Origin of the sequence: Kribbella sp. NBC_01484, from assembly GCF_036227145.1 — a bacterium.
Lineage (GTDB): Bacteria > Actinomycetota > Actinomycetes > Propionibacteriales > Kribbellaceae > Kribbella.
Genome location: NZ_CP109437.1, coordinates 418,333 through 440,375 on the forward strand (window position 1 = coordinate 418,333; position 22,043 = coordinate 440,375).

Sequence of the window (22,043 nt, forward strand, 5' to 3'; positions counted from 1 at the left end):
GTCATCCCACCACCACTGGTTCGGGCGTGCCGACGCGTTCGCGGTTCTGGATCTTCCACCAGGACGCGAAGCCGAGCACGCAGAACAGTCCGTAGACGACGTACATGGTCGCCGACGGGTAGAACTTCGCCTGCACCAGCAGCGGCACGCCCACCACGTCCACTGCGATCCAGATCAGCCAGAACTCCACGAATCCGCGAGCCATCCCGTACGTCGCCAGGATCGAGCCGGTCAGGATCCACGCGTCCCACTGCGGACCCCACGAGCCCAGTTCGCGGAGGACGACGTACGCGATCGCGTAGAGGACCACCGCGATGCCGAGCAGCTCGAGCCGCTCCCGCGTCGTCGCCCAGCGCGGCTGCACGCCCGTGGTCGCGCCGTGGTGCCGGGTCTGGTACCAGCGATACCAGCCGTAGACGCTGATGATCGCGAAGAACACCTGGCGGCCGGCCTGACCCCAGAGGTCCTTGTCCTGCGGGGTGTCGAAGACCCCGCCGACGAAGACGGTGAACAGCAAGACGTTGCCGACGATGCCGATCGGCCAGGCCGCGACCCGACGGCGCATGCCGAACAGAGCGCTGGCGAGACCGAAGCCGTTGCCGACGATCTCCCGCACCAGGACCGCCGAACCGGCGATCACCACCTGCGAATGCAGCAGCCAGTCGATCGGGTTCACTTGGTGCCTCCGGTGAGCAGTCGTTCGACGTACTTGGCGATCACGTCGACCTCGAGGTTGACGGTGTCACCGACCTGGTTGGAGCCCAGCACGGTGAGTTCGAGCGTGGTGGGGATCAGGCTGACCCCGAACGTCCCGGTCGCGTCGTCCACGTCGGTGACGGTCAGCGAGACCCCGTCGATCGCGATCGAGCCCTTCTCGGCGACGTACTTGAGGATGTTCGCGGGTGCGGCGATCCGGACGTCTTCCCAGTGCTCGGAGGGCGTCCGGCTCGCGATCGTGCCGACGCCGTCGACATGGCCCTGGACGATGTGCCCGCCGAGCCGGGCGTGTGCGGAGACGGCCCGCTCCAGGTTGACGCGCGAACCCTTGGCGGCCTGTCCGAGGCTGGTGCGCTGCAGCGTCTCGCGCATCACGTCGGCCGTGAAGGTGCCGTCGCCGGTCTCGACGACGGTCAGGCAGCAGCCGTTGACCGCGATGGAGTCGCCGTGGCCGGCGTCCTCGGTGACCAACGGGCCGCGGATGGTGAGCCGGGCGGCGTCACCTTCGAGCAGGTCGAGGGCTTCGACGGTGCCGAGCTCCTCGACGATTCCGGTGAACATTCAGGGTGTCCTTTGCGGTTCGAGCGGCGTCAGGATCAGCCGGACGTCGTCGCCGAGGCGGGTGACGTCCGCTAACTTGAACCGCCGCAGGTGGTCGATCGATTCCGCGCCCAGGTCCCCGATCGCGGCGTACCCGGAGCCCAGCACCGCCGGGGCGATGTAGGCGACGATCTGGTCGACGAGCTGGGCGCGCAGGAACGCGGCGGCCAGCGTCGGGCCGCCTTCGAGCCAGAGGTGCCGGATCTGCCGGTCGTCCAGCTGCCGGAGCACCTCGGCGGGATCGTGGGTGGGCAGGAGCAGGGTCTCCGCGCGGTCGTTGCGGACCTTTGCGGTCGGCGGGATCTCGCGGTCACCGACCACAACGCGGAGCGGCTGCCGAGCTGCCGGTACGTCGTTCTCGTCACGGACCGTGAGTTCGGGGTCGTCGTCCAGCACGGTCTGGGTGCCGACGACGATGGCGTCGCACTCGGCCCGGTGCCGGTGCACGTCGGCGCGCGCGATCGGGCCGGTGATCCACCGGCTGGTCCGGTCCGGCGCCGCACTGCGCCCGTCGAGTGTGGTGGCGAACTTCCAGGTGACGAACGGCCGCCCCATCCGCACGCTGTGCAACCAGACGTGGTTGACCGCCTCGGCCTCGGCCTCCAGCACGCCCTGCTCGACCTGGATGTTCTTACGTCGCAGCTTCTCGGCGCCCCCGGCGGCCTCGTTGTTCGGGTCGGGTACGGCGTACACCACGCGGGTGATCCCGGCCTCGATCAGCGCATCGGCACACGGCCCGGTCCGGCCGGTGTGATTACAGGGCTCCAAGGTCACGTACGCCGTACCGCCGCGGGCTCGTGGTCCCGCCATCCGGAGCGCCTCGACCTCGGCATGGGGGCCGCCGGCAACGGCATGGAACCCCTCACCGACCGGATGCCCGTCCGGGCCCGTGATGACGCAGCCCACCACCGGGTTCGGGTGGGTACTGCCGATACCTTTCGCGGCCAACTCGATCGCACGCCGCATCCAGGCGACGTCAATCGGCGAAGTCTTGCTCACCACGGCCCCTCGTCGTCACGGACGCACTCCGGGGCCATGACAACCGGCGCTCACGCACTGCCGTCCGGGGTCCTCGGATTCGCCGCCTATCGCGGGCCCGCGTTGCCGGACGTCAGAGCGCACCCGCCGATCGCGTGCGCCTCCCATCCGGACTTTCACCGTCGGTCCTGGAATTCCACCAGGTCAACCGGCCGCCATACCGCAGCGGCCGGGTCGCGGACTGTCACCGCCGGCTCGGAATTACACCGACCCCGGAGCACGCGAGTGGGTTCACTCGTGATTCAAGTATGCCCTCCCCGGCAAGTCCCACTACGACCTAGGTCACATCCTGGTCTCCCGCACGAGCGCGACGGCTCACATCCTGGTCTCCCGCCGGGGCGTGAGCCGCCGGGTGAGCGCGAGCGCGACGGCCGCGACGACGCACCCGCCGGCGACCGTCAGGATCAGCGGGCGGTACCCGAACGCGTTCGCCAGCCCTGCGCCACCGAGCGGCCCGAGCGCCTTCGCGATGGTGGTCGGCGTCGTGAGCAGCCCAGAGATGGTGCCGAACCCGGTGGCGCCGTACCGGTCCAGCAGGATCGCCGGCATCGCGATCGACGACACCCCGAACCCGAGCCCGAACAGCGCCAGACACCCAACCGCCCCCGCCACCTGCCGCCCGACCACCGGCAACAGCGAGATCGCCACCCCCTGCACGAACAGAATCCCCGCCGTAATCGTCGCCATCGGCAACCACCGGGCCGACAAACTCGTCACCAACCGCCCGGTCACCGACAACAGCCCGAGTAGCCCGGCCAGCGCAGCCGCCCGCGCCGGCGGATGCCCGAGACTCACCAGGTAAAGGACCAGGTGCACCGAGATCACGGCAAGTGCCGCACTGTGCACGACAAACGCCCCCGCAAGCAGCCAAAACCCCGGATCACGCAGCACCCTGGCAGGTGCCCCCCTCCTCTCGGCCGATTCCGTCCGCTGGGGCTTGATCCGTCGTACGGCGACCGCGTGCAGCGGGATCGTGGTCACGGCGAGCACACTGGCCAGCAGGACGAGGGTGGTACGCCAGCCATACCCGTCGACAAGCCGACCGGTCGTTGGCAGGAAGATCGAGCTGGCCAGACCACCGACCAGCGTGATGCTGAGAATGGCGTTCGTTCGCGATGCCGGAGCAGCGGCCGCAACCACCACCGCGAACGCCGGCGGGTACAGCACCATCGCCGACGCGATCCCGATCGCCACGAAGACGCCGTACAACTGGACACTGTTCTGCACCTGCGACCAGCCCAGTACGGCGACGGACGCCAGCACCGAACCCGACGCCATCAGCCCACGCCCACCCCGCACATCGAGCCACCGCCCGACCGGGATCGACATCAGACCACTCATCAGTACGGCGGTCGTCGACGCACCGACCGCGGTCGTGGTGGAGATCCCTAGCTCACGACTCATCGGCCCGAGCAACACGCTGAACGCATAGGTGAGTACGCCGTACCCAACCGTCGTCGTCACCGCGAGCGCCGCAACCAGCCGCCGAACCCGAACCCGATCGCCACCCGCCACCCGCGCGCTGACCGTCGTCGAATTCATCACCCGCAGTCTTTCACTCCACCCACCGACCGCAACTGGAATTCGACGCTCACCGCAGAAGCAGCCAAGCAGCGGCCCCGAGCAACCCGGCCGCGCCAACAAAACTCACACCGGCCGTCCACCGAAGCACCCACCCCGCCCGGCCATCTGACCCCACATCCCCGCCAGCCCCGAGTGCCGCCCGCCCGCCGGACGGTGCCGAGTGTCGACGGGAGACAGGTGCCTGTCCGCCAAAGGCGGATGCTGCCTCGACCCCGAATGGGGTTGCCGCCTCCACGCCGGGGGTGGGTGTTGCCTGCGCTCCGGAAGCGAGTGCCGCCCGCCCGCCGGGAGCCGCCGCCGACTCCCCGCCAAAGGTGGGTGATGCCTGTACGCCGGAGGCAGGTGATCTCTGCGAGGCGGAGGCAGGTGATCCCTGCACGCCGGAGGCAGGTGATCCCTGCGAGGCGGATGCAGGTGATCCCTGCGAGGCGGATGCAGGTGACGCCTGCGCGGCAGGGGCGGGTGATGTGTGCGCGGCGGAGACGGGCTTTGTGTGCACGGCGGGGGCCGGGTGGGCGGCTTCGGTGGCGGGTCGGGTGGGCCGTGGGGTTGCGGGGCGGGATGGCGTCGGGTGTGGGGCTGGGCCTGTTGGGGTCCACGCGGGTGGAAGGGGTGGGAGTTGGTCGAAGACTTCGGGTGAGTCGGGGTCGGAGGTCCAGGGAGTGGTGCCGGCCGGTGGGAGTACGCCGGTGGCGGCGAGTAGGCGGCCGGCGGTGGTCGCGGAGTCGGGGCGGTCGGACGGGTCCGTCGCCGTACTCCGGCGGATGAAGTCGGCGAGCGGACCGTCTACGGGCGGAAGCTTGCCGTCCGTGCCGGGGCGTTCGCCGGTGAGGAGTTCGGCTGCGACGGCGCCGACGGCGTACAGGTCTTGGCGTGGGTCCGGGTCGGCACCGGCCAGCTGTTCGGGTGCGAGGTAGCCCGGGGTGCCGAGGACTGTGCTGTGCCGGGTCATCCGCGGTTCGTCGAGCAGGCCCGCGACGCCGAAGTCGGACAGCCGGAGATGCGGTCGCCCCTTACCCGTCACGTCGAGCAGGAGGTTGGCGGGTTTCACATCACGGTGTACGACGCCCGCGGCGTGAACTGCGGAGAGCCCATGCAGGAGTTGATCGAGCAGGACAGCGACGTACGACGGTGGAAGAGGACCGTGATCACCAAGCAACGTGGCGACCGACCCGCCACGCACCAAATCCATCGCGAACACGACCTTGTCGTCGTCAGCAGCCCAGCCGTGGGGCGCGACAAGATGCGGGTGCTCGATCCGCAACGACTGCTCCCGGACAAACCGCAGCAACGTCACCGCATCATGCTGACCGAGAACCTTCGCAGCCACGTACGCCGACCGCCGCAGATCCCACGCCCGCCAGACCGACCCCATCCCACCGGTCCCGATCAGGTCGATCAGCCGATACCTTCCCGCAAACGCCTCCACCAGCCAGAACCTACCGCCCCACCCGCCCACCACCCCCAGCCCACCGCCCCGCCGCGATGAGTAGATGGAGCTCCAGCGGCCGGTCAGCGGGGCGGCCGCAGTCCAGCCTTCGCCGCGTCTGCGGCGGCCATCGCCGGTGCGCCGATGTGGTGGGCGACGGTGGAGTGGGGCGGCGGTGGGTGGGGCGGGCGGGTGGTCGTTCTGGTTTGGAGATGGCACGGCCCGGATCACTGGGGGTGTGATCCGGGCCGTGTGCGGGTGTTAGTGGTGCGGCGGTTGCTGGCCGCCCTGGTTCGGGTATTGCGGCGGGGCTTGGTTCGGGTACTGGGGCGGGGGCTGGTTCGGGTAGGGCTGTTGGGCGGGCTGCCAGGGTGCAGCCGGCCGGGCGGTGGCCGGCTTTTTGCGGAGTCGGAGTACTGCGAACGCCCCGAGCAGCAGGAGGAGTAGGCCGCCTCCGCCGAGGCCCGCGATCAGGCCGACCGGAGTGCCGTCGCCCGAGTCGGCGCTGCCCTGGACCGGGCCGCCGGCCTCGGTGTTGTTGCCGTCACCAGAGCCGTTGCTCGGGGTCTCTGAGGGGGATGCGGTGGGCGACGGGGTGATCGAGTCACCGGAGACAGGCGTTGCGCCGTCGACGTACTCCGGTTTACCGGTGCCGGCGGTGCCCTGCAGGCCGACGGTCAGAGTCAGCGGGATCGCGAAGGCCTTGTCGTCGGTCTTCCGGGTCAGCGAGACCGCGATGTAGTACTCGCCCGGGGTCGAGGTGCCGGTGTCCTGGTTGTTGGCTCCGTTCCGGTTCAGGTAGCGGACCTCCTTGGTCGTCACTGCCTTCACGAGACCACGCTTGGTGAGCACAGCCTTCGTGTACGAACCACCGGGCACCTTCTTGGCGAAGACGGCGTACACGTCCTCACCGATCGGCGAGATCAGCGCGGTGTCCAAGTAGCGGATCCCATCGATGGCCTCAGCCATGGCTCCGGCCATCTCCGGCACAGTGATCTGCGCCTGGATCCGCTGACCCCAGTCGGCCTTGACCTTGTAGAGCTGCAACTCCCCCGGCATCAACGTCGTCTTGTAGCTACCGGGCTGGAGCAGCGGTGCATCCGGGAAGCTGGAGCCGGGGACGATCTCGCGCGGGGTCGAACCGGCCATCGGAACCCAGACCGGGTCGGCGGCCGGCGCCGGGAGGCTGGTGGTCGAATCCACCGGCGGCTCCTCGTCGATCCGCAGTTCGTACGGCACTCCCTTGATCTCCCGGAAGTCCTTGCCCGGATTCACGGTGAGCACCAACTGGTCGGACTCGGCGCACTCGTCGTTCTTCTTCTTGTACTTCGACCAGCTTGCGGCCGTGCCCGTGGCGAGGCCCTGGTCACCGTCGAACGCTCTCGGGTAGCTCCAGCCGCATTGCTCACCGGTGAGCGTGTTGAGCTTCACCTCGGTCTGGATGACGAAGCTGCCACCCGACGGACGCCGGAAGCTCACCCCGGCCCGCAGCGTCGAACCGGTCATGGTCCGCTTGATCAGGTAATGCTTCGAGGTGTCGTCCACCCCGAACGTGTCGGAATAGTGGCCCGGGGCAAGCACCGGGGCACCTTCCTGCTGCGGCGCACCCTGGACCGGCGTACCGGAGATCCGGAACGGGCGGAAGGCTCGGGTGGACAGGCGATCCAGCCCGGCCTCGAGGTCGATGGTCGAGTCGGCGTCGTAGTAGTCACCCCGGCCTTCGCGAGCGACGCACTGCAGCTGGGTCCGGGCCTTCCCGCCGACGCGGAACCCAACCACATCGATCTTCAGGTCGATGCCTTGCTTGGCGATCGACTGCGCCACTACACAGGGATCCGGCGCGCAGGTGGCCTCGCCGTCGGAGACCAGCACGATGGTGCGCTGGCCGCTCGGGCCGAGGTCCTTGGCCGCCTGCTGAAGCGCGTAGCCGATCGGCGTCTCGCCGTACGGCTTGTACTTCGTGATCGCGGCCTGCAGCTGCGGCCGGTTGCTCGTGCCGATCGGGACCGTCAGTTGCGTGTCGGTGCACGCGCCGGGCTGGGTGCGCTTGAACACGGTCGCGCCGTACACCCGCAGGCCCACCTCCGCGGTCGGCGGCAGCTTGGTCACCACCTGCGTCAGCGCGGTCCGAGCCGCGGCGATCTTCGTCTGCCCGTCGCCGGCCGGCTCCTTCATCGAGCCGGACGAGTCGAGCACCAGGACGAGCTTGCCGCTGGCTGGATCGGGGTCGGCCAGGGCGGTCCCGGTCGTCAGACCGGTCAGTATGGCGGTCAGTGTGATGGCGAGGAGCGCCCACACCGCGGGGCGGCGGTGTCCCTGCAGAGCCGTCATCGTTTCCTCCAGTGAGATTCGCTGCCGCAAACCTTGGCAGTTTGCGATCGCAAATGTCAAACCGACTGTCTGGCGCTCGAAATCCACAACTGCAAACGCCAGGACTGGAAATTTGCGTTCGCAACTGCGAAGATGTTTGCAGTCGACCACGGACGGCGGCCGGCGAGAGGGGAGCTCACCGATGGACCAGACAGCACACAACATCCAGCAGCAGATCGATCTGTACGGCGAACCGCTCGGTGAGGTCGTACGGCGGGTGGCCGGGCCGCTCGGGTTGAACCAGAGCGCCCTCGCCCAGGTGATCGGACTGTCCGCGCCGATGCTGTCGCAGCTGATGAGCGCGCAGCGGGTGAAGATCGGCAACCCCGCGGTGGTGTCGCGCCTTCGCGCCGTTTCGCAGCTCGCCGACCTGGCGGTGGCCGGTGAGATCGATCCCGAAGACATTCCCGGCGACCTGGACCGGATCCGCGCCGCCACCGGCGCCTACGACCCCACCACCACACATCTGCCGCGATCGTCCGCCCACCTGCCAGGACAGGTCACGGACTCGGCGACACCATTCGCGGCGCCCGCCGGATTGCCGGCACCGACGAGTCAGTCCGCGCCGGCTGTCCGGCACGATCTGACCGCGAACACGTCCCAGCCCGCGCGGGCTGTCGTGCGCGAGATCCAGGACCTCTTCCGTGCGGTCGCTTCCGCCGAGGAGATCCAAGCGGCGGCCGCTGCGGCCGCGGAGCATTCGCCGGCCGTGGCCGAGCTGCTGCTGGCCTACGGAACCGGACGCACAGCCGATGCCCTCGCCCACTATGAGAAACACCACGGTTGAGGGGCCTAGGCAACGGCTTCCAGGCGCAAGCCAGGCGTTGATATAGCACAAGCCGGGTGGACATTGTGGTGGTGTCTCAGTGGGTGTCGGGGTGGAATGCCGGGTTCGCGGGTGGTGTTGGGTTGCGTCGGCGGGGTGGATTGCCCTGCGTTCGTTGACGTTGTGAGGAGAAGCTTGTGCGCGCGTTGGGCGCCGTTCGGCGGGTTGTTGCGGTTGGGATCGCGGTCACGTTGGCTGTCTCGATGGTTGCCTGTGGCAGCAATGCGGACTCGGCCGCGGGTGGTGGCCCGGATCTCGGGCTGATGAAGGCCGGCACGTTGCGGATCGGCACGCTGACCGACGCGCCTCCGAACGTGTACGTGAAGGACGGCAAGTTCACCGGGTTCGACAACGACCTGATCACCGCGGTGGCGGCGAAGCTGAACCTGAAGCCCGAGTTCGTCGGGACCGACTTCTCCGCGCTGCTGTCGCAGGTCAACGGCGGTCAGTTCGACCTCGGCAGCTCGTCGATCACGGTCACCGAGGCGCGCAAGAAGACGGTTGCCTTTAGCAACGGGTACGACTTCGGCTACCTCGGCCTCAACACCACCAAGGACTCCGGGATCACGTCGTTCGACCAGCTCCAGGGCAAGCGCGTGGTCGTGGTCCAGGGCACCGTCCAGGACGACTACGCCACGACCAAGAACCTGAACCCGGTCCGGGTGCCGAACTACAACGCCGCGCTCGGTCAGCTCAAGGCCGGTACGGCCGACGCCTGGGTGAGCCCGGCCGAGATCGGCGAGAAGATGGCCAAGGAGCAGGGCGGCGGCACGGTTATCCTGGCCGCCAAGCAGCTGAGCGACGCGCCGATGGCGTTCGCCGTCGCCAAGAGCAACGACAAGCTGCGCGACGCGGTGAACAAGGCGCTCGACGAGGTGATCGCCGACGGCACCTGGACCAAGCTGGTCGCGCAGTACTACCCGGGTCGCGCCGTACCGCCGAACTTCAAGCCGGGTAGCGGAAACGTCGCCGCGCCCAAGGCGAGCACCACCCCAGCAGCCGGCTGATGGACATCTGGTCCACGCTGAACGACACCTTCCTCGACTGGGGGTCGATGAAGGACGTCCTGCCCGAGATGCTCAAGGTGGGACTGGTCAACACCCTCATCCTGGCGGCCGCCTCGGTCGTGCTGGGCACTCTGCTCGGCATGATCGTGGCGGTCCTCGCCCTGTCCACCAAGCGCCGGCTGCGCTGGCCCGCGAAGATCTACACCGACATCTTCCGTGGCCTGCCCGCGATCCTCACGATCCTGTTGATCGGCCAGGGCCTGTCCCCGATCACCCGGCACTGGTGGGGCCCGAACCCGTACCCGCTCGGCATCCTCGCCCTCTCCCTGATCGCCGCCGCGTACATCGGCGAGATCTTCCGCTCCGGCATCCAGAGCGTGGAGAAGGGCCAGCTCGAGGCGACGCGCGCATTGGGGTTCAGCTACCCGGACGGCATGCGGCTGGTCGTCATTCCGCAAGGCGTACGACGGGTTCTGCCCGCGCTGGTGAATCAGTTCATCGCCCTGGTGAAGGACTCGAGCCTGGTCTACTTCCTCGGCCTGCTCGCCAGTCAGCGCGAGCTGTTCCGGATCGGCCAGGACGCCGCCGCGACCAACGGCAACCTGTCTCCGTTGCTGCTCGCGGGCATCTTCTACCTGGTGATCACGGTGCCGCTGACCCATCTCGTGAACTACTTCGACAACCGTCTCCGGGAAGGCCGTCCGACCGACGAGTCCCGCGCGGACGATGTCGTACTGGAGGAGCTGGCGCATGCCAACCACCGTTGAGGTCAACACCGCCGCCAGTCTCGAGGTGGCCGGAGTCGAGTTGGCGTTCGGCAGCAACAAGGTGCTGCGCGGCGTCGATCTCGCCGTACCGACCGGGCGTACGGCGTGTGTGATCGGCCCGTCGGGATCCGGGAAGTCGACACTGCTCCGGGTGATCAACCGGCTACTCGAACCACAAGCCGGGGACATCAGGCTGGCCGGTGAGTCCGTGCTGAAGGGCAATCCGGACGAACTGAGGCGCCGGATCGGGATGGTGTTCCAGCACTTCAACCTCTTCCCGCACAAGTCCGTGCTCGAGAACATCACCCTCCCCCTGCGCAAGCTCAAGAAGCTCGACGCCGAGCAGGCGCGGGCCAGGGCCCTGGAGCAGTTGGAGCTCGTCGGGCTCAGCCACAAGGCGGAAGCGCGCCCAGGGAACCTGTCCGGCGGTCAGCAGCAACGGGTCGCGATTGCCCGCGCGCTCGCGATGAATCCCGAGGTAATGCTGTTCGACGAGGCGACCTCGGCGCTCGATCCGGAGCTGGTCAAGGGCGTGCTCGGGTTGATGGCCGACCTCGCCCAGGCCGGGATGACGATGGTCGTCGTCACGCATGAGATGGGGTTCGCCCGCGAGGTCGCCGACCAGGTCGCGTTCATGGACCACGGGGTCGTGGTCGAGTCCGGCGTACCGGAGCAGATCTTCAGCGCGGCGGAGTCGCCGCGGCTGCGGCAGTTCCTGTCACAGGTGCTCTGAGGCCCTGGCCCAAAGCCCTGCCGGGAGCGCACGATGGAGAACGGCCCCGTTCGGGGTGCAGCTACACACGGGGGGTAGCCATGTCTCTGTTCCGTCGATCGCCGGCCCAGGCTCGCTGGCCGCGCCAGCTCATGATCACCGCAGTCGCCATCGGATTGGTCACGACGCTTGGGCTCACGGCGACTGCCAAACCCCGGGTCACCACGACCCGAGCCACGACCACCCGAGCCACCACGACCGCCACCAGCCAGGCCGATGCCGCGGCCAAGTACGTCTATCTCACCTTCGACGACGGCCCGAGTCCGCGGTACACCGCACAGATCCTGAAGATCCTTCGCGCTTACGGGGCGAGGGCAACCTTCTTCGAGATCGGCCAGAACGTCGCTCGCTACCCGAGCCTGACCCGGCGCGTCTACCAACAGGGCAACAGCGTGCAGAACCACACCTGGTCGCACCCGGATCTCCGCCACGTCTCGGCGACGTCCTTCAGGTACCAGGTCCAGAAGACGGACCGCTACATCCGGGCCCAGACGGGCTACACCCCACGCTGTCTGCGGCCGCCGTACGGCGGGACGAACAAACTCGTCTCCCGGCGGGCAGCCGCCCTCGGCAAGAAGATCCGCGTGTGGACCATCGACACGCGCGACTGGTCGCGTCCGGGAACGCCGGTGATCGTGCGCCGGGCGCTGGCGAAGGTGCACAGCGGGTCGGTGATCCTGATGCACGACGGCGGCGGGAATCGCAGCCAGACGGTTGCCGCGCTGCCGACGATCCTGAGAACCCTGAAGGCACGCGGCTACGGCTTCACCGCGATGTCCTGTACCTGAGCGTCCGGTATTCGTGGTTTGTTGACGCGGAAGCGGCGTGGGCGCTGGCTTTCGGCGGCGGTGTGCCCATGGTGGACGGGTGAGGAAGTGAGCCACCCACCGCCCTGGGGGACGCATGGATGTTCGCTTGACGCGCGCCGGCAACCGGATGATCGGGCTGGCCATGATGATGGTGGTCAGCGCGGTGATCGGCTCTGTCGTTGTCGCGGCCGCCCGCACACCCAGCCAACCGCCGGCGCCCAAGCCGCCCGCGCCCGCAGCGGCGGCGCCGACGCCGGCCAAGGTCGCGCTGCCGACCAAGTACGTCGTACTGACCTTCGACGACGGGCCCGACCCGACGTACACACCGCAGATCCTGGCGATCCTGGCGCAATACGACGCCAAGGCCACCTTCTTCGAGGTGGGCAAGAACGTCGCGAAGCACCCGGAGCTGACCAAGACCATCCACGCCGCCGGGCACAGCGTGGAGAACCACACCTGGGACCACGCCGACCTCCGCAAGCTGGGCGCGCCGGCGTTCCGGCAGGAGGTCGCGTCGACGGATCAGGCCATCCGGGCGGCGACCGGGAGTACGCCGGCCTGCCTGCGACCGCCGTACGGCGGAATGAACCCCACCGTGACGCAACGGGCAAGGGCGCTCGGCAAGGACCTGGTGGTGTGGACCGTCGACTCCCGTGACTGGACCAAGCCCGGTGCACCGGCGATCGTGCAGCGCGTGCTCAAGAACGTCCACAACGGGTCGGTGATCCTGATGCACGACGGCGGCGGGAACCGCACTCAGACCGCGGCCGCGCTGCCCACCATCCTGAAGTCGCTCAAGGCGCAGGGCTACGGTTTCCGCACGCTGACCTGCTAGGACATCGCGGCGACGAGCGGTACGACGTCGGCGATCGACTCGACGATCCGCGTCGGACGGTAAGGGAAGCGGTTCACCTCGTGTTCGCCGGTGGAGCCGGAGAGCACCAGCACGCTGCGGAGGCCGGCCTCGAGACCGCTGACGATGTCGGTGTCCATCCGGTCACCGATCATCACGGTCGTCTCGGAATGCGCCTCGATCCGGTTCAGCGCGCTGCGCATCATCAGCGGGTTGGGTTTGCCGACGAAGTACGGCGCGACGCCCGTGGCCCGGGTGATGAGCGCGGCCACCGAACCGGTCGCGGGGAGTGGACCCTCCTGCGACGGGCCGGTCGGGTCGGGGTTGGTCGCGATGAACCGCGCGCCGTCGGAGATCAACCGGATCGCCCTGGTGATCGCTTCGAAGGAATAGGTGCGGGTCTCCCCGAGGACGACATAGTCCGGATCCCGCTCGGTCAGCACATAGCCGACCTCGTGCAGCGCCGTGGTCAGGCCGGCCTCGCCGATCACGTACGCCGTACCGCCCGGACGCTGGTCGTCCAGGAACTGGGCCGTAGCCAGCGCGCTGGTCCAGATCGCCGTCTCGGGGATGTCGATGCCCGCCACCAGCAGCCGGGCCCGCAGGTCGCGGGGAGTGAAGATCGAGTTGTTGGTGAGCACCAGGAACTTCTTCCCGGACGCTTGCAGCGACGCGATGAACTCACTGGCCCCGGGGATGGCACGCTCCTCGTGCACCAGCACGCCATCCATATCCGTGAGCCAGCTCTCCACCGGCTTGTGCTCGGTCATTGGCCCATCGTAGGTGGGCCGGTTCCGTCGGCGAGGTAATCCATCGCAAAGTGTCGGTGGGGAGAGCGAGAATGCCGTGCATGGAGTTTTCCGGGTATCGCGAGCTGTGGCGGACGCACGGCGTGATGGCGCTGCTGGTGTCCTCCCTGCTGGCGCGCTTGCCCGTCCTCGCCACGATGGTCCCGATCGCGTTCCTCGCGAAGGACCTGAGCGGTTCGTTCCGCTGGGCTGGCGTGGTCGCAGGTGCGTACTCCGTCGGTATGGCGATCGCCGGGCCGCTGTGGTCCCGCGCGGCCGATCGGCGCGGTCCACGCGGCGTGCTGCTACTCACCGGGATCACCTGGAGCGTGGCCCAGCTCGGGATCGCTCTGCTGCCGGCCGGTTGGTCTCGGCTGATGCCACTGGCTGCCCTGATCAGCGGTGCGTTCGTGCCGCCGGTGATGCAGACGCTGCGCGCTGCCTGGCCCCGCGTAGTCAAGGGTCCGGCACTGCGGACGGCGTACGCGGTGGATGCGACGGCTCAGGAGTTGCTGTTCATTGTCGGGCCGATGCTCGGGGCAACGGCCGTCAGCGTTGCCAGCCCGCGGCTGGGTGTCCTGCTCGCGGCGTCGATGTCTGCGCTCTTCATCTGGTGGTACGCGCTCCGACAACCCAAGCCGCTGCACCGGGATCATCACGGCGAGGTGCGCTTGACCGCGCGTCAGTTGCTCTGGCACCGGTATCGGTTGCCGTTGATCCTCTCCTTCGGCCTGTGGGTGATGGCGTTCAACGGCATCTCGCTCGGCATCGTGGCGTTCGCGGACGAGCACGGTGAGCGGCTGATCGCGGGCATCTTCGAAGCCGTCTGGGCCTTCGGAAGTCTGGTCGGTGGCGCGGTGGCAGGCGCGTTGCCTGGCCGGCGTACGTCGTACCTCTGGCGGCGGGCCGCCTTGGTCACGGCGGGGATGCTGCTCTGCGTGTTCGCAACGTGGTCACCGGTGTCGCTCGGGATTGCGCTGACGTTGTCGGGGCTCACGTTGGCTCCGGCGATCGGTGCGCTGTACGAGCGCCTGGGTGCGCTGACGCCGGACACGGTCCGGACCGAGGTGTTCGGGTGGATGGGCAGCGCGGCAATGGGTGGAGCGGCGATCGGAGCCGCTGTGTCGGGCGCGGTGATCGAGAGCTTCGGAGTGCGGTACGTCTGGCTGGTGGCCGCCGTACTCGCGGGAGTCTCAATGGTGCTGTTGTTGCGGGTGCCGGCGCAGTCGCCGACTGAGTCCGCGCTACCGGCCGGCAGCCTGCTCGGCGAGACCGCGTAGCTGCTCGACCATCGCGTTCGGGTTGTCGGCGGCGTAGACGGCCGAGCCGGCCACGAACACGTCGGCGCCCGCCTCAGCGCACCGCTCGATGGTGTCGACGGAGACTCCGCCGTCGATCTCGATCCACAGCTCGAGACCGTGCTTCTTCATGAGTTCGCGGGTTCGGCGGATCTTCGGCACGCAGACGTCGAGGAACTTCTGGCCACCGAAGCCGGGCTCGACGGTCATGATCAGGATCATGTCGAGCTCGGACAGCAGATCCTCGTACGGCTCGATCGGCGTCGCCGGCTTCAGCGCCATCGCGGCCCGGGCGCCCTTGGCGCGGATCTCGCGTGCGGTGCGGATCGGCGCCTTGCACGCCTCGACGTGGAAGGTGACGCTGGACGCACCGGCCTCGACGTACCCAGGTGCCCAGCGGTCCGGGTCTTCGATCATCAGGTGACAGTCGAGCGGGGTGTCGGTCGCCTTCGCCAGCGACTCCACCACCGGCAGGCCGAGGGTGAGGTTCGGGACGAAATGGTTGTCCATCACGTCGACGTGCAGCCAGTCCGCATTCGGCACAGCAGCCGCCTCATCGGCCAGCCGCGCGAAGTCGGCGGACAGGATGCTCGGCGCGATCTGAATCCCCATGGGCGTCAATCTACCGAGCCCCCGCGGATCCGCCGTCAGGTGGTCAGCTCAGCGACCAGGGATCGCCGTCAGGTGGTGAGCTCGGCGGCCAGAACTTCCCGGATCGTGGTGGGCCGGCGGCGGACGAAGAGCTCCAGGTGGATCGGTGGTGTATTCGAGGGCTTCCGGATCAACGGGTGAAGTTGTCCGCGAGCCACTTGGCTGCCTGGGCGACGGAGTCCACCACGGCGACCCCGGACGGCAGCGGCGGGCGGCGGATGACGACCACGGGGATGCGTAGCCGACGCGCGGCTTCCAGCTTTGCGGAAGTTGCTGGGCCGCCGCTGTCCTTGCTGACCACGACGTCGATCCGGTGCTCGCGCAGCAGACTGAGCTCACCGTCGACGTCGTACGGGCCGCGGGCGAGGACCAGCGTGCACCACGACGGCCGGGGTTCGGGCGCGTCGACACAGCGGGCGACAGTCCAGAGGCCGGTGGTCGCGAAGGCGTCAAGACCTTGGCGGCCGATCGTGAGGAACACACGGGATCCCAAGGAGGGCAGCAACCCGGCAGCTTCGGCCGGCGAGTCGACCCAGTGCCACGTGTCGCCGGGCTCGGCGCTCCAGCCCGGACGCCGGAGGACGAGTAGCGGTACGCCGACCTGACGCGCGGCAGTCACTGCATGCGACGTCATCGTGGCCGCGAAGGGATGCGTCGCATCGACGACGGCGTCGACCGGGTTCGTCTGGAGCCAGCGCGCCAACCCGGCCGCACCACCGAAGCCACCTGAGCGGACCTCGCCGACGGGTAGCCGCGCGTCAGTAGTGCGCCCGGCGAGCGAGGACACCACCCCACAACCAGATGCGACCAGCACGTCGGCCAACTCCCGAGCCTCGCCGGTCCCGCCGAGCAAGAGAACCTTCATCGCACCCGCGCGGCCGAGTACAGATGACTGTCGCGGAAGGTCGTTGCCGAGAGCACCTTTCCGGCGATGATCACGGCAGTACGGCGGATGTCCGCGGCCCGCACCTGATCCGCGATATCGGCCAGCGTCCCACGCAGGACCACCTCGTCGTCGCGCGAGGCCCGGGCAACCACCGCGACCGGGCAGTCGGCGCCGTAGTTCGGCACGAGCTCGGCCACGACCCGGTCGATCTGCTGGACGGCGAGGTGCAGTACGAGCGTCGCCCGGCTCGCACCAAGCACCGCCAGTTCCTCGCCCGCCGGCATCGCGCTGGCCCGGCCACCGATGCGGGTCAGGATCACCGTCTGGCCGACCTCGGGCACGGTCAGCTCGCGGCCGAGCGTCGCCGCGGCAGCCGCGTAGGCGGGTACGCCGGGTGTCACGTCGTACGGTATGCCCAGGGCGTCGAGGCGGCGCATCTGCTCGGCCATCGCGCTGAACACGGACGGGTCGCCGGAGTGGAGGCGGGCGACGTCGAGTCCGTCGGCGTGGGCGGCGGAGAGCTCGGCGATGATCTCGTCGAGGGTGAGCGAGGCGGTGTCGACCTTGCGCGCGCCGAGTGGGCAGTAGTCGAGGAGCTCGTCCGGGACGAGGGCGCCGGCGTACAGGCAGACCGGTGCGGCGGCGATCAGGTCTCGGCCGCGGACCGTGATCAGGTCGGCGGCTCCCGGACCGGCCCCGATGAAGTGCACGGTCACTTGGTCACGCTCCAGATCGTGACCGGCATCGCGGGACGCCAGCCGGTCATGGTTCCGACGGGTGACGCGCGCTGCACGTCGAGCCGGATGAGGTCGCCGCCGACCGCGCCGTACCACTGGGCGATGAGGGACTCGGTCTCCAGGGTCACGCCGTTCACGACGAGGCGGCCGCCGGGCCGGAGCGCGTTCCAGCAGACGTCGAAAATGCCGGCCGCGGTCGCTCCCCCGCCGATGAAGATCGCGTCGGGTGACTGCAGCCCGTCGAGGGCCGCAGGAGCCGCGCCGTGCACCACAGCTAGTTCCACCCCGAGCGCAGTGGCGTTGCGGTCCAGCCGCTTCGCCCGGTCCGGATCGCGTTCGATGGCGATCGCCCGGCAGGTGGGGTGATGGCGCGACCACTCGATCGCGATACTGCCGGCGCCGCCGCCTACGTCCCAGAGCAACTGGCCCGGCACCGGTGCGAGCCGGGAGAGCGTCACCGCCCGCACCTCCCGCTTGGTCAACTGTCCGTCGCTCTCGTACGCGTCGTCCGGCAGACCGGGCACCGTGGGCAGCAGGACTGCGTCCGCGTCGGACTGGCAGAGCACACCGATCACGTTGAGCGCATTGGTGTCATCCGACCACTCCGAGGCTCGTGTCGTCCGCACACGCTCCGACGGGCCGCCGAGTTGTTCGAGGACGGTGAGTTGGCTGGAGCCGTAGCCGCGCGCAACCAACAGCTCCGCGACCTCTGCAGGGGTGTGAGCACCCCAACTCAGCACCAGAAGCTGACGACCGGGCTGGATGTGCGGGTGGATTCGCTCGACGGGGTGGCCGACCAGACTCACTACCTGCACCTGGTCCTGGGGCCAACCCAGCCGAGCACAGGCCAACGACACGCTCGACGGGTGTGGGATGACCCGTACGGCGTCTGGGCCGAGCAACCGCGTCAGTGTCGTGCCGATGCCGTGGAACGTCGGGTCGCCGCTGGCCAGCACACAGATCCGGCGACCGCGGTGCTCCTGCAGCAAGCCAGGCAAGGCCTCAGAAAGCGGAGACGGCCAAGCAACCCGCACCCGGCCCACGACCTCGCTGGGAACGTCCGTGGGCGACGCAGCTCCGACGTCGCCAGAGTCGTCCGCCACGCCGAGGTCTGGCGGGACGAGGGCCAGTTGTCTGGGGCTGCCCATCAGGACCTCGGCAGACTCGACGGCGGCACGGGCAGCCGGGGACAGGCCGTGCCAGCCGTCGGCACCGACTCCCACCACCGTGACCAGGTCAGCCGGCATTGCCGAGCACCTTCGTGATGGTGATCTCGATGACCACGCGGCGTGGGTTCTCCCGCGGCTCGCGGTACCTCTTCGCGTACCGCCGTACCGCCTCCTCGACGCGCTTCGGGTCGTCACTCACCACCGCACGCCCCTCGAGCGTGCTCCACCGCCGTCCGTCCACCTGAGTCACGGCCACCGCAGCACCCTCGGCACCCGCCTTCCGGATCGTCCGCGCCTTGTGCGACGTCCCCGAGCAGATCACCCGAGCGATCCCCGCCTCGACATCCAGCGTCGCCCCCACCGGCGTCGCATGCACAGTCCCGTCCGCTCGAACGGTACTCAGCACACACAGATGCCGCTCGGTCCAGAATCCCGCAAGTCGCTCGCTCAACACCTAGCGATCGTAGACAAGCGGCCCGCCCGGTGAGGTGCCGGGCGGGCCGTTGGCGCTGGACCCCTCAGACCAGCGCGGCTCGGGTCAGCCGATGTCTCGGCGACGGAAGGTGGCGAAGCCGGCCAGGGTCAGAGCGGCGGCTATGGCTGTCAACCAGATGACCGGGGTCACGGAGAAGTCGCCGCCGGGGAGGCGAGGAGTGTGGCCGTACGGGCTGAGGTTGATGACGGACTGCGGCAGGTTGAAGACCGATCCGAACTGGCCGATCAGCAGGAACACGCCGTACAGGACCCATCCGCCGGTGACCAGCTTGGGGGCGGAGCCGAACAGGATCACGACCAGTGCGGTGACCAGCCAGATCGCGGGCAGTTGTACGGCGGCCGCGGCCAGCATCCGTGGCACCTGGCGACCCATGTTGCCCAGCGACGCACCACTGGAGATCCCGGAGCCCAGTCCGGCAACGAGAATCAGCGCACCGGTGCCGAGCAGCGCCATCAGCACGTGACTGGCCAGCCACCGACTCCGAGTGACATCGGTTGCCAGCAGTGGCTCGGCGCGGAGCGCGGTCTCCTCGGAGCGGAGCCGGAGTGCCGCTTGGATCCCGAAGGCTGAGGCGAGCAGACCCATGACGCCCATCTCGGTCGCCAGGAAGGCATCGGTGATGCCATTGACCCCACCGAGCTTCTCCACCATCTCCTTGGCGCTGTCACTGGTGACGAAGCCGTCCACGTTGCTCGCGATGTTGCCAACCAGCAGGCCGAGCAGCAGGAACGCGAAGAGCCAGCCGTAGAACGCTCCACGGTGCAGGCGCCAGGCCAGCGCCAGCGGCGACCGCAGCGAAGGCGCAGCAGTCGGCGGGCCCGGACGCGGCCGCACCAGGCCGGCCCCGACGTCACGCCGCCGGATCAGCGCCATCGCACCGGCGACGGTCAGCGCCATGAATGCCAGCGGCACCAGTACGACGACGAACCGGTCGCCGGCGTACGCCCGCACCTGCTGCGACCACCCGATCGGCGACAACCACGAAACCCACTGCGTGCTGCCGTTCGACGCGGAGTCGCCGACCGCACGCAAGACGTACGCAACACCCAGCACGACCGCGGTGAGCCCGTTGGCTGCCCGCGCGCCCTCGGTGACCTGTGCCGTCAGCGCACCGACGCCTGCGAACGACAGACCGGCCGCGGCCCACATCGCTCCGAAGGCGAACGAACCAGTAGCAGGCAGACCGCTCCCGATCAGCGACAAAGCCGTCAACAGGCCCAGCAGTACGACGGTCCCCGACGACACGATCAGCGCGGCGGTCAAAGCGGCGTACCGGCCGACCACTCCGGCGCTGAGCAACTCGAGGCGACCGCTCTCCTCCTCGGTCCGGGTGTGCCGTACGACGAGCATGGCGGCCAGCAACCCGACCAGCAGGGCACCGAACGCGGTGAACTTGAACAGCGAGACCTCACCGAGCGAGGACTCGTCGAAGATCCGGCCGTACAGGGAGACGAGCGCGGGGGACGCGTTCGACGTCCGTGCGGCCTCGGCCAGGGACTTCGGGTCCGAATAGAGGTCGATCGACGCCTTCGCGGACCCGGCCGCCGAGATCACGAACACCACGATCCACACCGGGATCAGGATCCGGTCCCGGCGCAGCGCGAGCCGCACCAGGGTGCCGGTACCGACGAAGTCGTTCATCGCGCGGCCGCCACGGGCTCGGTGCTGGTGTCGTCGTCCTCGTAGTGCCGCAGGAACAGCTCCTCCAGCGTCGGCGGCTGCGCGACCAGGCTCTTGATCCCGCTCGCGGACAGCTGCCGCATCACCGCGTCCAGCTGGGCCGTGTCCACCTCGCAGCGGACCCGGTTGCCTTCGACATCGAGGTCGTGGACGCCGGGCAGCTGGGCCAGGCCGTTCGGGGACGCGGCCAGCTCGGCGTGGATCGACGTACGCGTGAGGTGGCGCAGGTCGGACAGCGTGCCGGTCTCGACCACCTTGCCGCGGCGGATGATGCTGATCCGGTCACACAGCGCCTCGACCTCGGACAGGATGTGGCTCGACAGCAGCACGGTCCGGTCGCGCTGACGGTCTTCCTCGATGACCTGCCGGAACACCTCCTCCATCAGCGGGTCCAGACCGGACGTCGGCTCGTCCAGGATCAGCAGCTCGACGTCCGACGCCAGCGCTGCGACCAAGGCGACCTTCTGCCGGTTGCCCTTCGAGTACGTGCGGCCCTTCTTGGTCGGGTCGAGGTCGAACCGGCGGAGCAGGTCGTCGCGCTTCTTCTCGTCCAGCCCGCCGCGGAGCCGGCCGAGCAGGTCGATCACCTCGCCGCCGGTCAGGTTCGGCCACAGGTTCACGTCGCCGGGAACGTAGGCGAGCCGCCGGTGCAGCTTCGCCGCGTCGTGCCACGGGTCGCCACCGAGCAGCGAGACATCGCCGGCGTCACCCCGCAGCAGCCCCAGCAGGACCCGGATGGTGGTGGACTTCCCGGCGCCGTTCGGCCCGAGGAATCCGTGCACCTCTCCGGTCGCGACGTCCAGGTCGAGACCGTCGAGGGCGTGCGTACTCCCGTACGACTTGTGCAGTCCAGAGACCACGATGGCTGATGTCATGATTCATAACGTACACTTCATTCAGAAGATTGTGAATCTTTCTAACATGTCGTTCACGTGTCAGGTTTCCGAGTGACCTAGAGGGGATGATGGGGCGGTGAGTGCACAGCGAGACGACGACGCCGTGAGGCGGTACACCGAACAGTTCGGCAACCTGCTGGCCGAGACCGGCTGGCCGCGGATGGCCGGCCGGGTGTTCGCCGCCATCTTGTCGAGTGTGGACGGACGGATGACCGCCGCCGACCTGTCCGACCAGCTGCAGGCGAGTCCGGCCGCGGTCTCCGGTGCGGTCAACTACCTGCTCCAGCTGCGCCTGGCCACCCGCGAGCGCGAGCCCGGCACCCGTCGCGATGTGTACGTCGTCCAGGACGACGCCTGGTACCAGACGATGATGAGCGAGGACCAGGCCCTGGTCCGCTGGGCCGACTCGCTGCGCAAGGTCCTCGACGCCTCCGGCGAAGGCACCGCCGCCCACCGCCGCATCCGCGTATCCCTCGGCTTCATCGACTTCATCGGCGAAGAGGTCAAAGGCCTCAGCGAACGCTGGATCAAACGCAAAGCCGAACTGGACGCCGAAATCGACGCGGAACTGGACTCCGGCCTCTGACCAAGCGTCGGGGGCTTGAACAGGGCGTCGGGGGCTTGAACAGGGCGTCGGGGCTTGAGCAGGGCGTCGGGGCTTGACCAGGGC

The 22,043-nt window shown here is 68.8% G+C and carries 22 protein-coding genes and 1 riboswitch; of the genes, 8 read left to right on the forward strand and 14 right to left on the reverse strand.

Features of this window, described 5'->3' with window-relative positions; translation table 11 throughout:
• Position 1: 1 nt before the first annotated feature.
• The 6 genes from pnuC to OG555_RS01975 form a co-directional block, all read right to left on the reverse strand.
• Positions 2–676 carry a nicotinamide riboside transporter PnuC gene (gene pnuC, locus OG555_RS01950; RefSeq protein ID WP_329480580.1) on the reverse strand — a complete coding sequence of 225 codons (675 nt, stop codon included), beginning with the start codon at positions 674–676 and terminating at the stop codon, positions 2–4.
• Entirely contained in the window at positions 673–1,278 is a 606-nt protein-coding gene (locus OG555_RS01955) for a riboflavin synthase (RefSeq protein ID WP_329480582.1), read from the reverse strand. Before OG555_RS01955 ends, pnuC begins: the two co-directional genes overlap by 4 nt.
• Complete coding sequence (gene ribD, locus OG555_RS01960) at positions 1,279–2,316, reverse strand: bifunctional diaminohydroxyphosphoribosylaminopyrimidine deaminase/5-amino-6-(5-phosphoribosylamino)uracil reductase RibD (RefSeq protein ID WP_329480584.1); 1,038 nt, start codon at positions 2,314–2,316, stop codon at positions 1,279–1,281.
• 130 nt (positions 2,317–2,446) lie between these two features.
• Positions 2,447–2,580, reverse strand: a riboswitch (FMN riboswitch).
• 90 nt (positions 2,581–2,670) lie between these two features.
• On the reverse strand, positions 2,671–3,897 hold the full coding sequence (locus OG555_RS01965) for an MFS transporter (RefSeq protein WP_329480586.1): 1,227 nt from the start codon (positions 3,895–3,897) through the stop codon (positions 2,671–2,673).
• Positions 3,898–3,946: 49 nt separating this feature from the next.
• Complete coding sequence (locus OG555_RS01970) at positions 3,947–5,368, reverse strand: serine/threonine-protein kinase (protein WP_329480588.1); 1,422 nt, start codon at positions 5,366–5,368, stop codon at positions 3,947–3,949.
• A 261-nt stretch (positions 5,369–5,629) separates the two neighbouring features.
• Positions 5,630–7,699: a vWA domain-containing protein gene (locus OG555_RS01975; RefSeq protein WP_329480590.1), complete on the reverse strand. Its 2,070-nt coding sequence runs from the start codon at positions 7,697–7,699 to the stop codon at positions 5,630–5,632.
• Between the two features lie 181 nt (positions 7,700–7,880).
• On the opposite strand from OG555_RS01975, the gene OG555_RS01980 reads away from it, so the two are divergent.
• The 6 genes from OG555_RS01980 to OG555_RS02005 all read left to right on the forward strand — a co-directional run bounded on the left by OG555_RS01980 (position 7,881) and on the right by OG555_RS02005 (position 12,754).
• A complete protein-coding gene (locus OG555_RS01980; RefSeq protein ID WP_329480592.1) occupies positions 7,881–8,525 on the forward strand; it encodes a DNA-binding protein in 645 nt (214 codons plus the stop codon).
• 176 nt (positions 8,526–8,701) lie between these two features.
• Positions 8,702–9,571, forward strand: coding sequence for a substrate-binding periplasmic protein (locus OG555_RS01985; RefSeq protein WP_329480594.1), 870 nt, complete (start codon positions 8,702–8,704; stop codon positions 9,569–9,571).
• Positions 9,571–10,338, forward strand: coding sequence for an amino acid ABC transporter permease (locus OG555_RS01990; RefSeq protein ID WP_329480596.1), 768 nt, complete (start codon positions 9,571–9,573; stop codon positions 10,336–10,338). The genes OG555_RS01985 and OG555_RS01990 overlap by 1 nt, the downstream gene beginning before the upstream one ends.
• The gene (locus tag OG555_RS01995) at positions 10,322–11,071 is read left to right on the forward strand and encodes an amino acid ABC transporter ATP-binding protein (protein ID WP_329480598.1); all 750 of its coding nucleotides are present in this window, start codon (positions 10,322–10,324) and stop codon (positions 11,069–11,071) included. The genes OG555_RS01990 and OG555_RS01995 overlap by 17 nt, the downstream gene beginning before the upstream one ends.
• Before the next feature lie 80 nt (positions 11,072–11,151).
• Complete coding sequence (locus OG555_RS02000) at positions 11,152–11,898, forward strand: polysaccharide deacetylase family protein (RefSeq protein WP_329480600.1); 747 nt, start codon at positions 11,152–11,154, stop codon at positions 11,896–11,898.
• A gap of 115 nt (positions 11,899–12,013) precedes the next feature.
• Positions 12,014–12,754: a polysaccharide deacetylase family protein gene (locus tag OG555_RS02005; RefSeq protein ID WP_329480602.1), complete on the forward strand. Its 741-nt coding sequence runs from the start codon at positions 12,014–12,016 to the stop codon at positions 12,752–12,754.
• Here the strand turns inward: OG555_RS02005 and OG555_RS02010 are convergent.
• On the reverse strand, positions 12,751–13,542 hold the full coding sequence (locus tag OG555_RS02010; protein ID WP_329480604.1) for an HAD-IIA family hydrolase: 792 nt from the start codon (positions 13,540–13,542) through the stop codon (positions 12,751–12,753). The two genes, OG555_RS02005 and OG555_RS02010, sit on opposite strands and share 4 nt — an antisense overlap.
• An 80-nt stretch (positions 13,543–13,622) precedes the next feature.
• On the opposite strand from OG555_RS02010, the gene OG555_RS02015 reads away from it, so the two are divergent.
• Positions 13,623–14,840, forward strand: coding sequence for an MFS transporter (locus OG555_RS02015; RefSeq protein ID WP_329480606.1), 1,218 nt, complete (start codon positions 13,623–13,625; stop codon positions 14,838–14,840).
• Here the strand turns inward: OG555_RS02015 and rpe are convergent.
• From rpe to OG555_RS02050, 7 genes are all read right to left on the reverse strand, one after another.
• Entirely contained in the window at positions 14,805–15,470 is a 666-nt protein-coding gene (gene rpe, locus OG555_RS02020) for a ribulose-phosphate 3-epimerase (RefSeq protein WP_329480608.1), read from the reverse strand. The genes OG555_RS02015 and rpe overlap by 36 nt on opposite strands.
• A gap of 169 nt (positions 15,471–15,639) precedes the next feature.
• Positions 15,640–16,374, reverse strand: coding sequence for a cobalt-precorrin-6A reductase (locus OG555_RS02025; RefSeq protein ID WP_329480610.1), 735 nt, complete (start codon positions 16,372–16,374; stop codon positions 15,640–15,642).
• Positions 16,371–17,111 carry a precorrin-4 C(11)-methyltransferase gene (gene cobM, locus OG555_RS02030; protein WP_329480612.1) on the reverse strand — a complete coding sequence of 247 codons (741 nt, stop codon included), beginning with the start codon at positions 17,109–17,111 and terminating at the stop codon, positions 16,371–16,373. Before cobM ends, OG555_RS02025 begins: the two co-directional genes overlap by 4 nt.
• The gene (gene cbiE / locus OG555_RS02035; RefSeq protein WP_329480614.1) at positions 17,108–18,379 is read right to left on the reverse strand and encodes a precorrin-6y C5,15-methyltransferase (decarboxylating) subunit CbiE; all 1,272 of its coding nucleotides are present in this window, start codon (positions 18,377–18,379) and stop codon (positions 17,108–17,110) included. Before cbiE ends, cobM begins: the two co-directional genes overlap by 4 nt.
• Positions 18,369–18,755: a pyridoxamine 5'-phosphate oxidase family protein gene (locus tag OG555_RS02040; RefSeq protein ID WP_329480616.1), complete on the reverse strand. Its 387-nt coding sequence runs from the start codon at positions 18,753–18,755 to the stop codon at positions 18,369–18,371. Before OG555_RS02040 ends, cbiE begins: the two co-directional genes overlap by 11 nt.
• An 84-nt stretch (positions 18,756–18,839) precedes the next feature.
• Positions 18,840–20,438, reverse strand: a complete 1,599-nt coding sequence (locus OG555_RS02045; protein WP_329480618.1) for an ABC transporter permease — start codon at positions 20,436–20,438, stop codon at positions 18,840–18,842.
• A complete protein-coding gene (locus tag OG555_RS02050; RefSeq protein WP_329480620.1) occupies positions 20,435–21,352 on the reverse strand; it encodes an ABC transporter ATP-binding protein in 918 nt (305 codons plus the stop codon). The genes OG555_RS02045 and OG555_RS02050 overlap by 4 nt, the downstream gene beginning before the upstream one ends.
• A 97-nt stretch (positions 21,353–21,449) precedes the next feature.
• On the opposite strand from OG555_RS02050, the gene OG555_RS02055 reads away from it, so the two are divergent.
• The gene (locus OG555_RS02055) at positions 21,450–21,959 is read left to right on the forward strand and encodes a GbsR/MarR family transcriptional regulator (RefSeq protein ID WP_329480622.1); all 510 of its coding nucleotides are present in this window, start codon (positions 21,450–21,452) and stop codon (positions 21,957–21,959) included.
• The last annotated feature ends 84 nt before the right edge of the window (positions 21,960–22,043 follow it).

What these genes read in the sequence shown, in the direction of transcription:
- OG555_RS01955 (WP_329480582.1), bottom strand. Translation starts at nt 1,278, where the DNA reads ATGTTCACCGGAATCGTCGAGGAGCTCGGCACCGTCGAAGCCCTCGAC.
- OG555_RS01965 (WP_329480586.1), bottom strand. Translation starts at nt 3,897, where the DNA reads ATGAATTCGACGACGGTCAGCGCGCGGGTGGCGGGTGGCGATCGGGTT.
- OG555_RS01975 (WP_329480590.1), bottom strand. Translation starts at nt 7,699, where the DNA reads ATGACGGCTCTGCAGGGACACCGCCGCCCCGCGGTGTGGGCGCTCCTC.
- OG555_RS01980 (WP_329480592.1), top strand. Translation starts at nt 7,881, where the DNA reads ATGGACCAGACAGCACACAACATCCAGCAGCAGATCGATCTGTACGGC.
- OG555_RS01990 (WP_329480596.1), top strand. Translation starts at nt 9,571, where the DNA reads ATGGACATCTGGTCCACGCTGAACGACACCTTCCTCGACTGGGGGTCG.
- OG555_RS01995 (WP_329480598.1), top strand. Translation starts at nt 10,322, where the DNA reads ATGCCAACCACCGTTGAGGTCAACACCGCCGCCAGTCTCGAGGTGGCC.
- OG555_RS02000 (WP_329480600.1), top strand. Translation starts at nt 11,152, where the DNA reads ATGTCTCTGTTCCGTCGATCGCCGGCCCAGGCTCGCTGGCCGCGCCAG.
- OG555_RS02005 (WP_329480602.1), top strand. Translation starts at nt 12,014, where the DNA reads ATGGATGTTCGCTTGACGCGCGCCGGCAACCGGATGATCGGGCTGGCC.
- OG555_RS02010 (WP_329480604.1), bottom strand. Translation starts at nt 13,542, where the DNA reads ATGACCGAGCACAAGCCGGTGGAGAGCTGGCTCACGGATATGGATGGC.
- OG555_RS02015 (WP_329480606.1), top strand. Translation starts at nt 13,623, where the DNA reads ATGGAGTTTTCCGGGTATCGCGAGCTGTGGCGGACGCACGGCGTGATG.
- rpe (WP_329480608.1), bottom strand. Translation starts at nt 15,470, where the DNA reads ATGGGGATTCAGATCGCGCCGAGCATCCTGTCCGCCGACTTCGCGCGG.
- OG555_RS02025 (WP_329480610.1), bottom strand. Translation starts at nt 16,374, where the DNA reads ATGAAGGTTCTCTTGCTCGGCGGGACCGGCGAGGCTCGGGAGTTGGCC.
- cbiE (WP_329480614.1), bottom strand. Translation starts at nt 18,379, where the DNA reads ATGCCGGCTGACCTGGTCACGGTGGTGGGAGTCGGTGCCGACGGCTGG.
- OG555_RS02045 (WP_329480618.1), bottom strand. Translation starts at nt 20,438, where the DNA reads ATGAACGACTTCGTCGGTACCGGCACCCTGGTGCGGCTCGCGCTGCGC.
- OG555_RS02050 (WP_329480620.1), bottom strand. Translation starts at nt 21,352, where the DNA reads ATGACATCAGCCATCGTGGTCTCTGGACTGCACAAGTCGTACGGGAGT.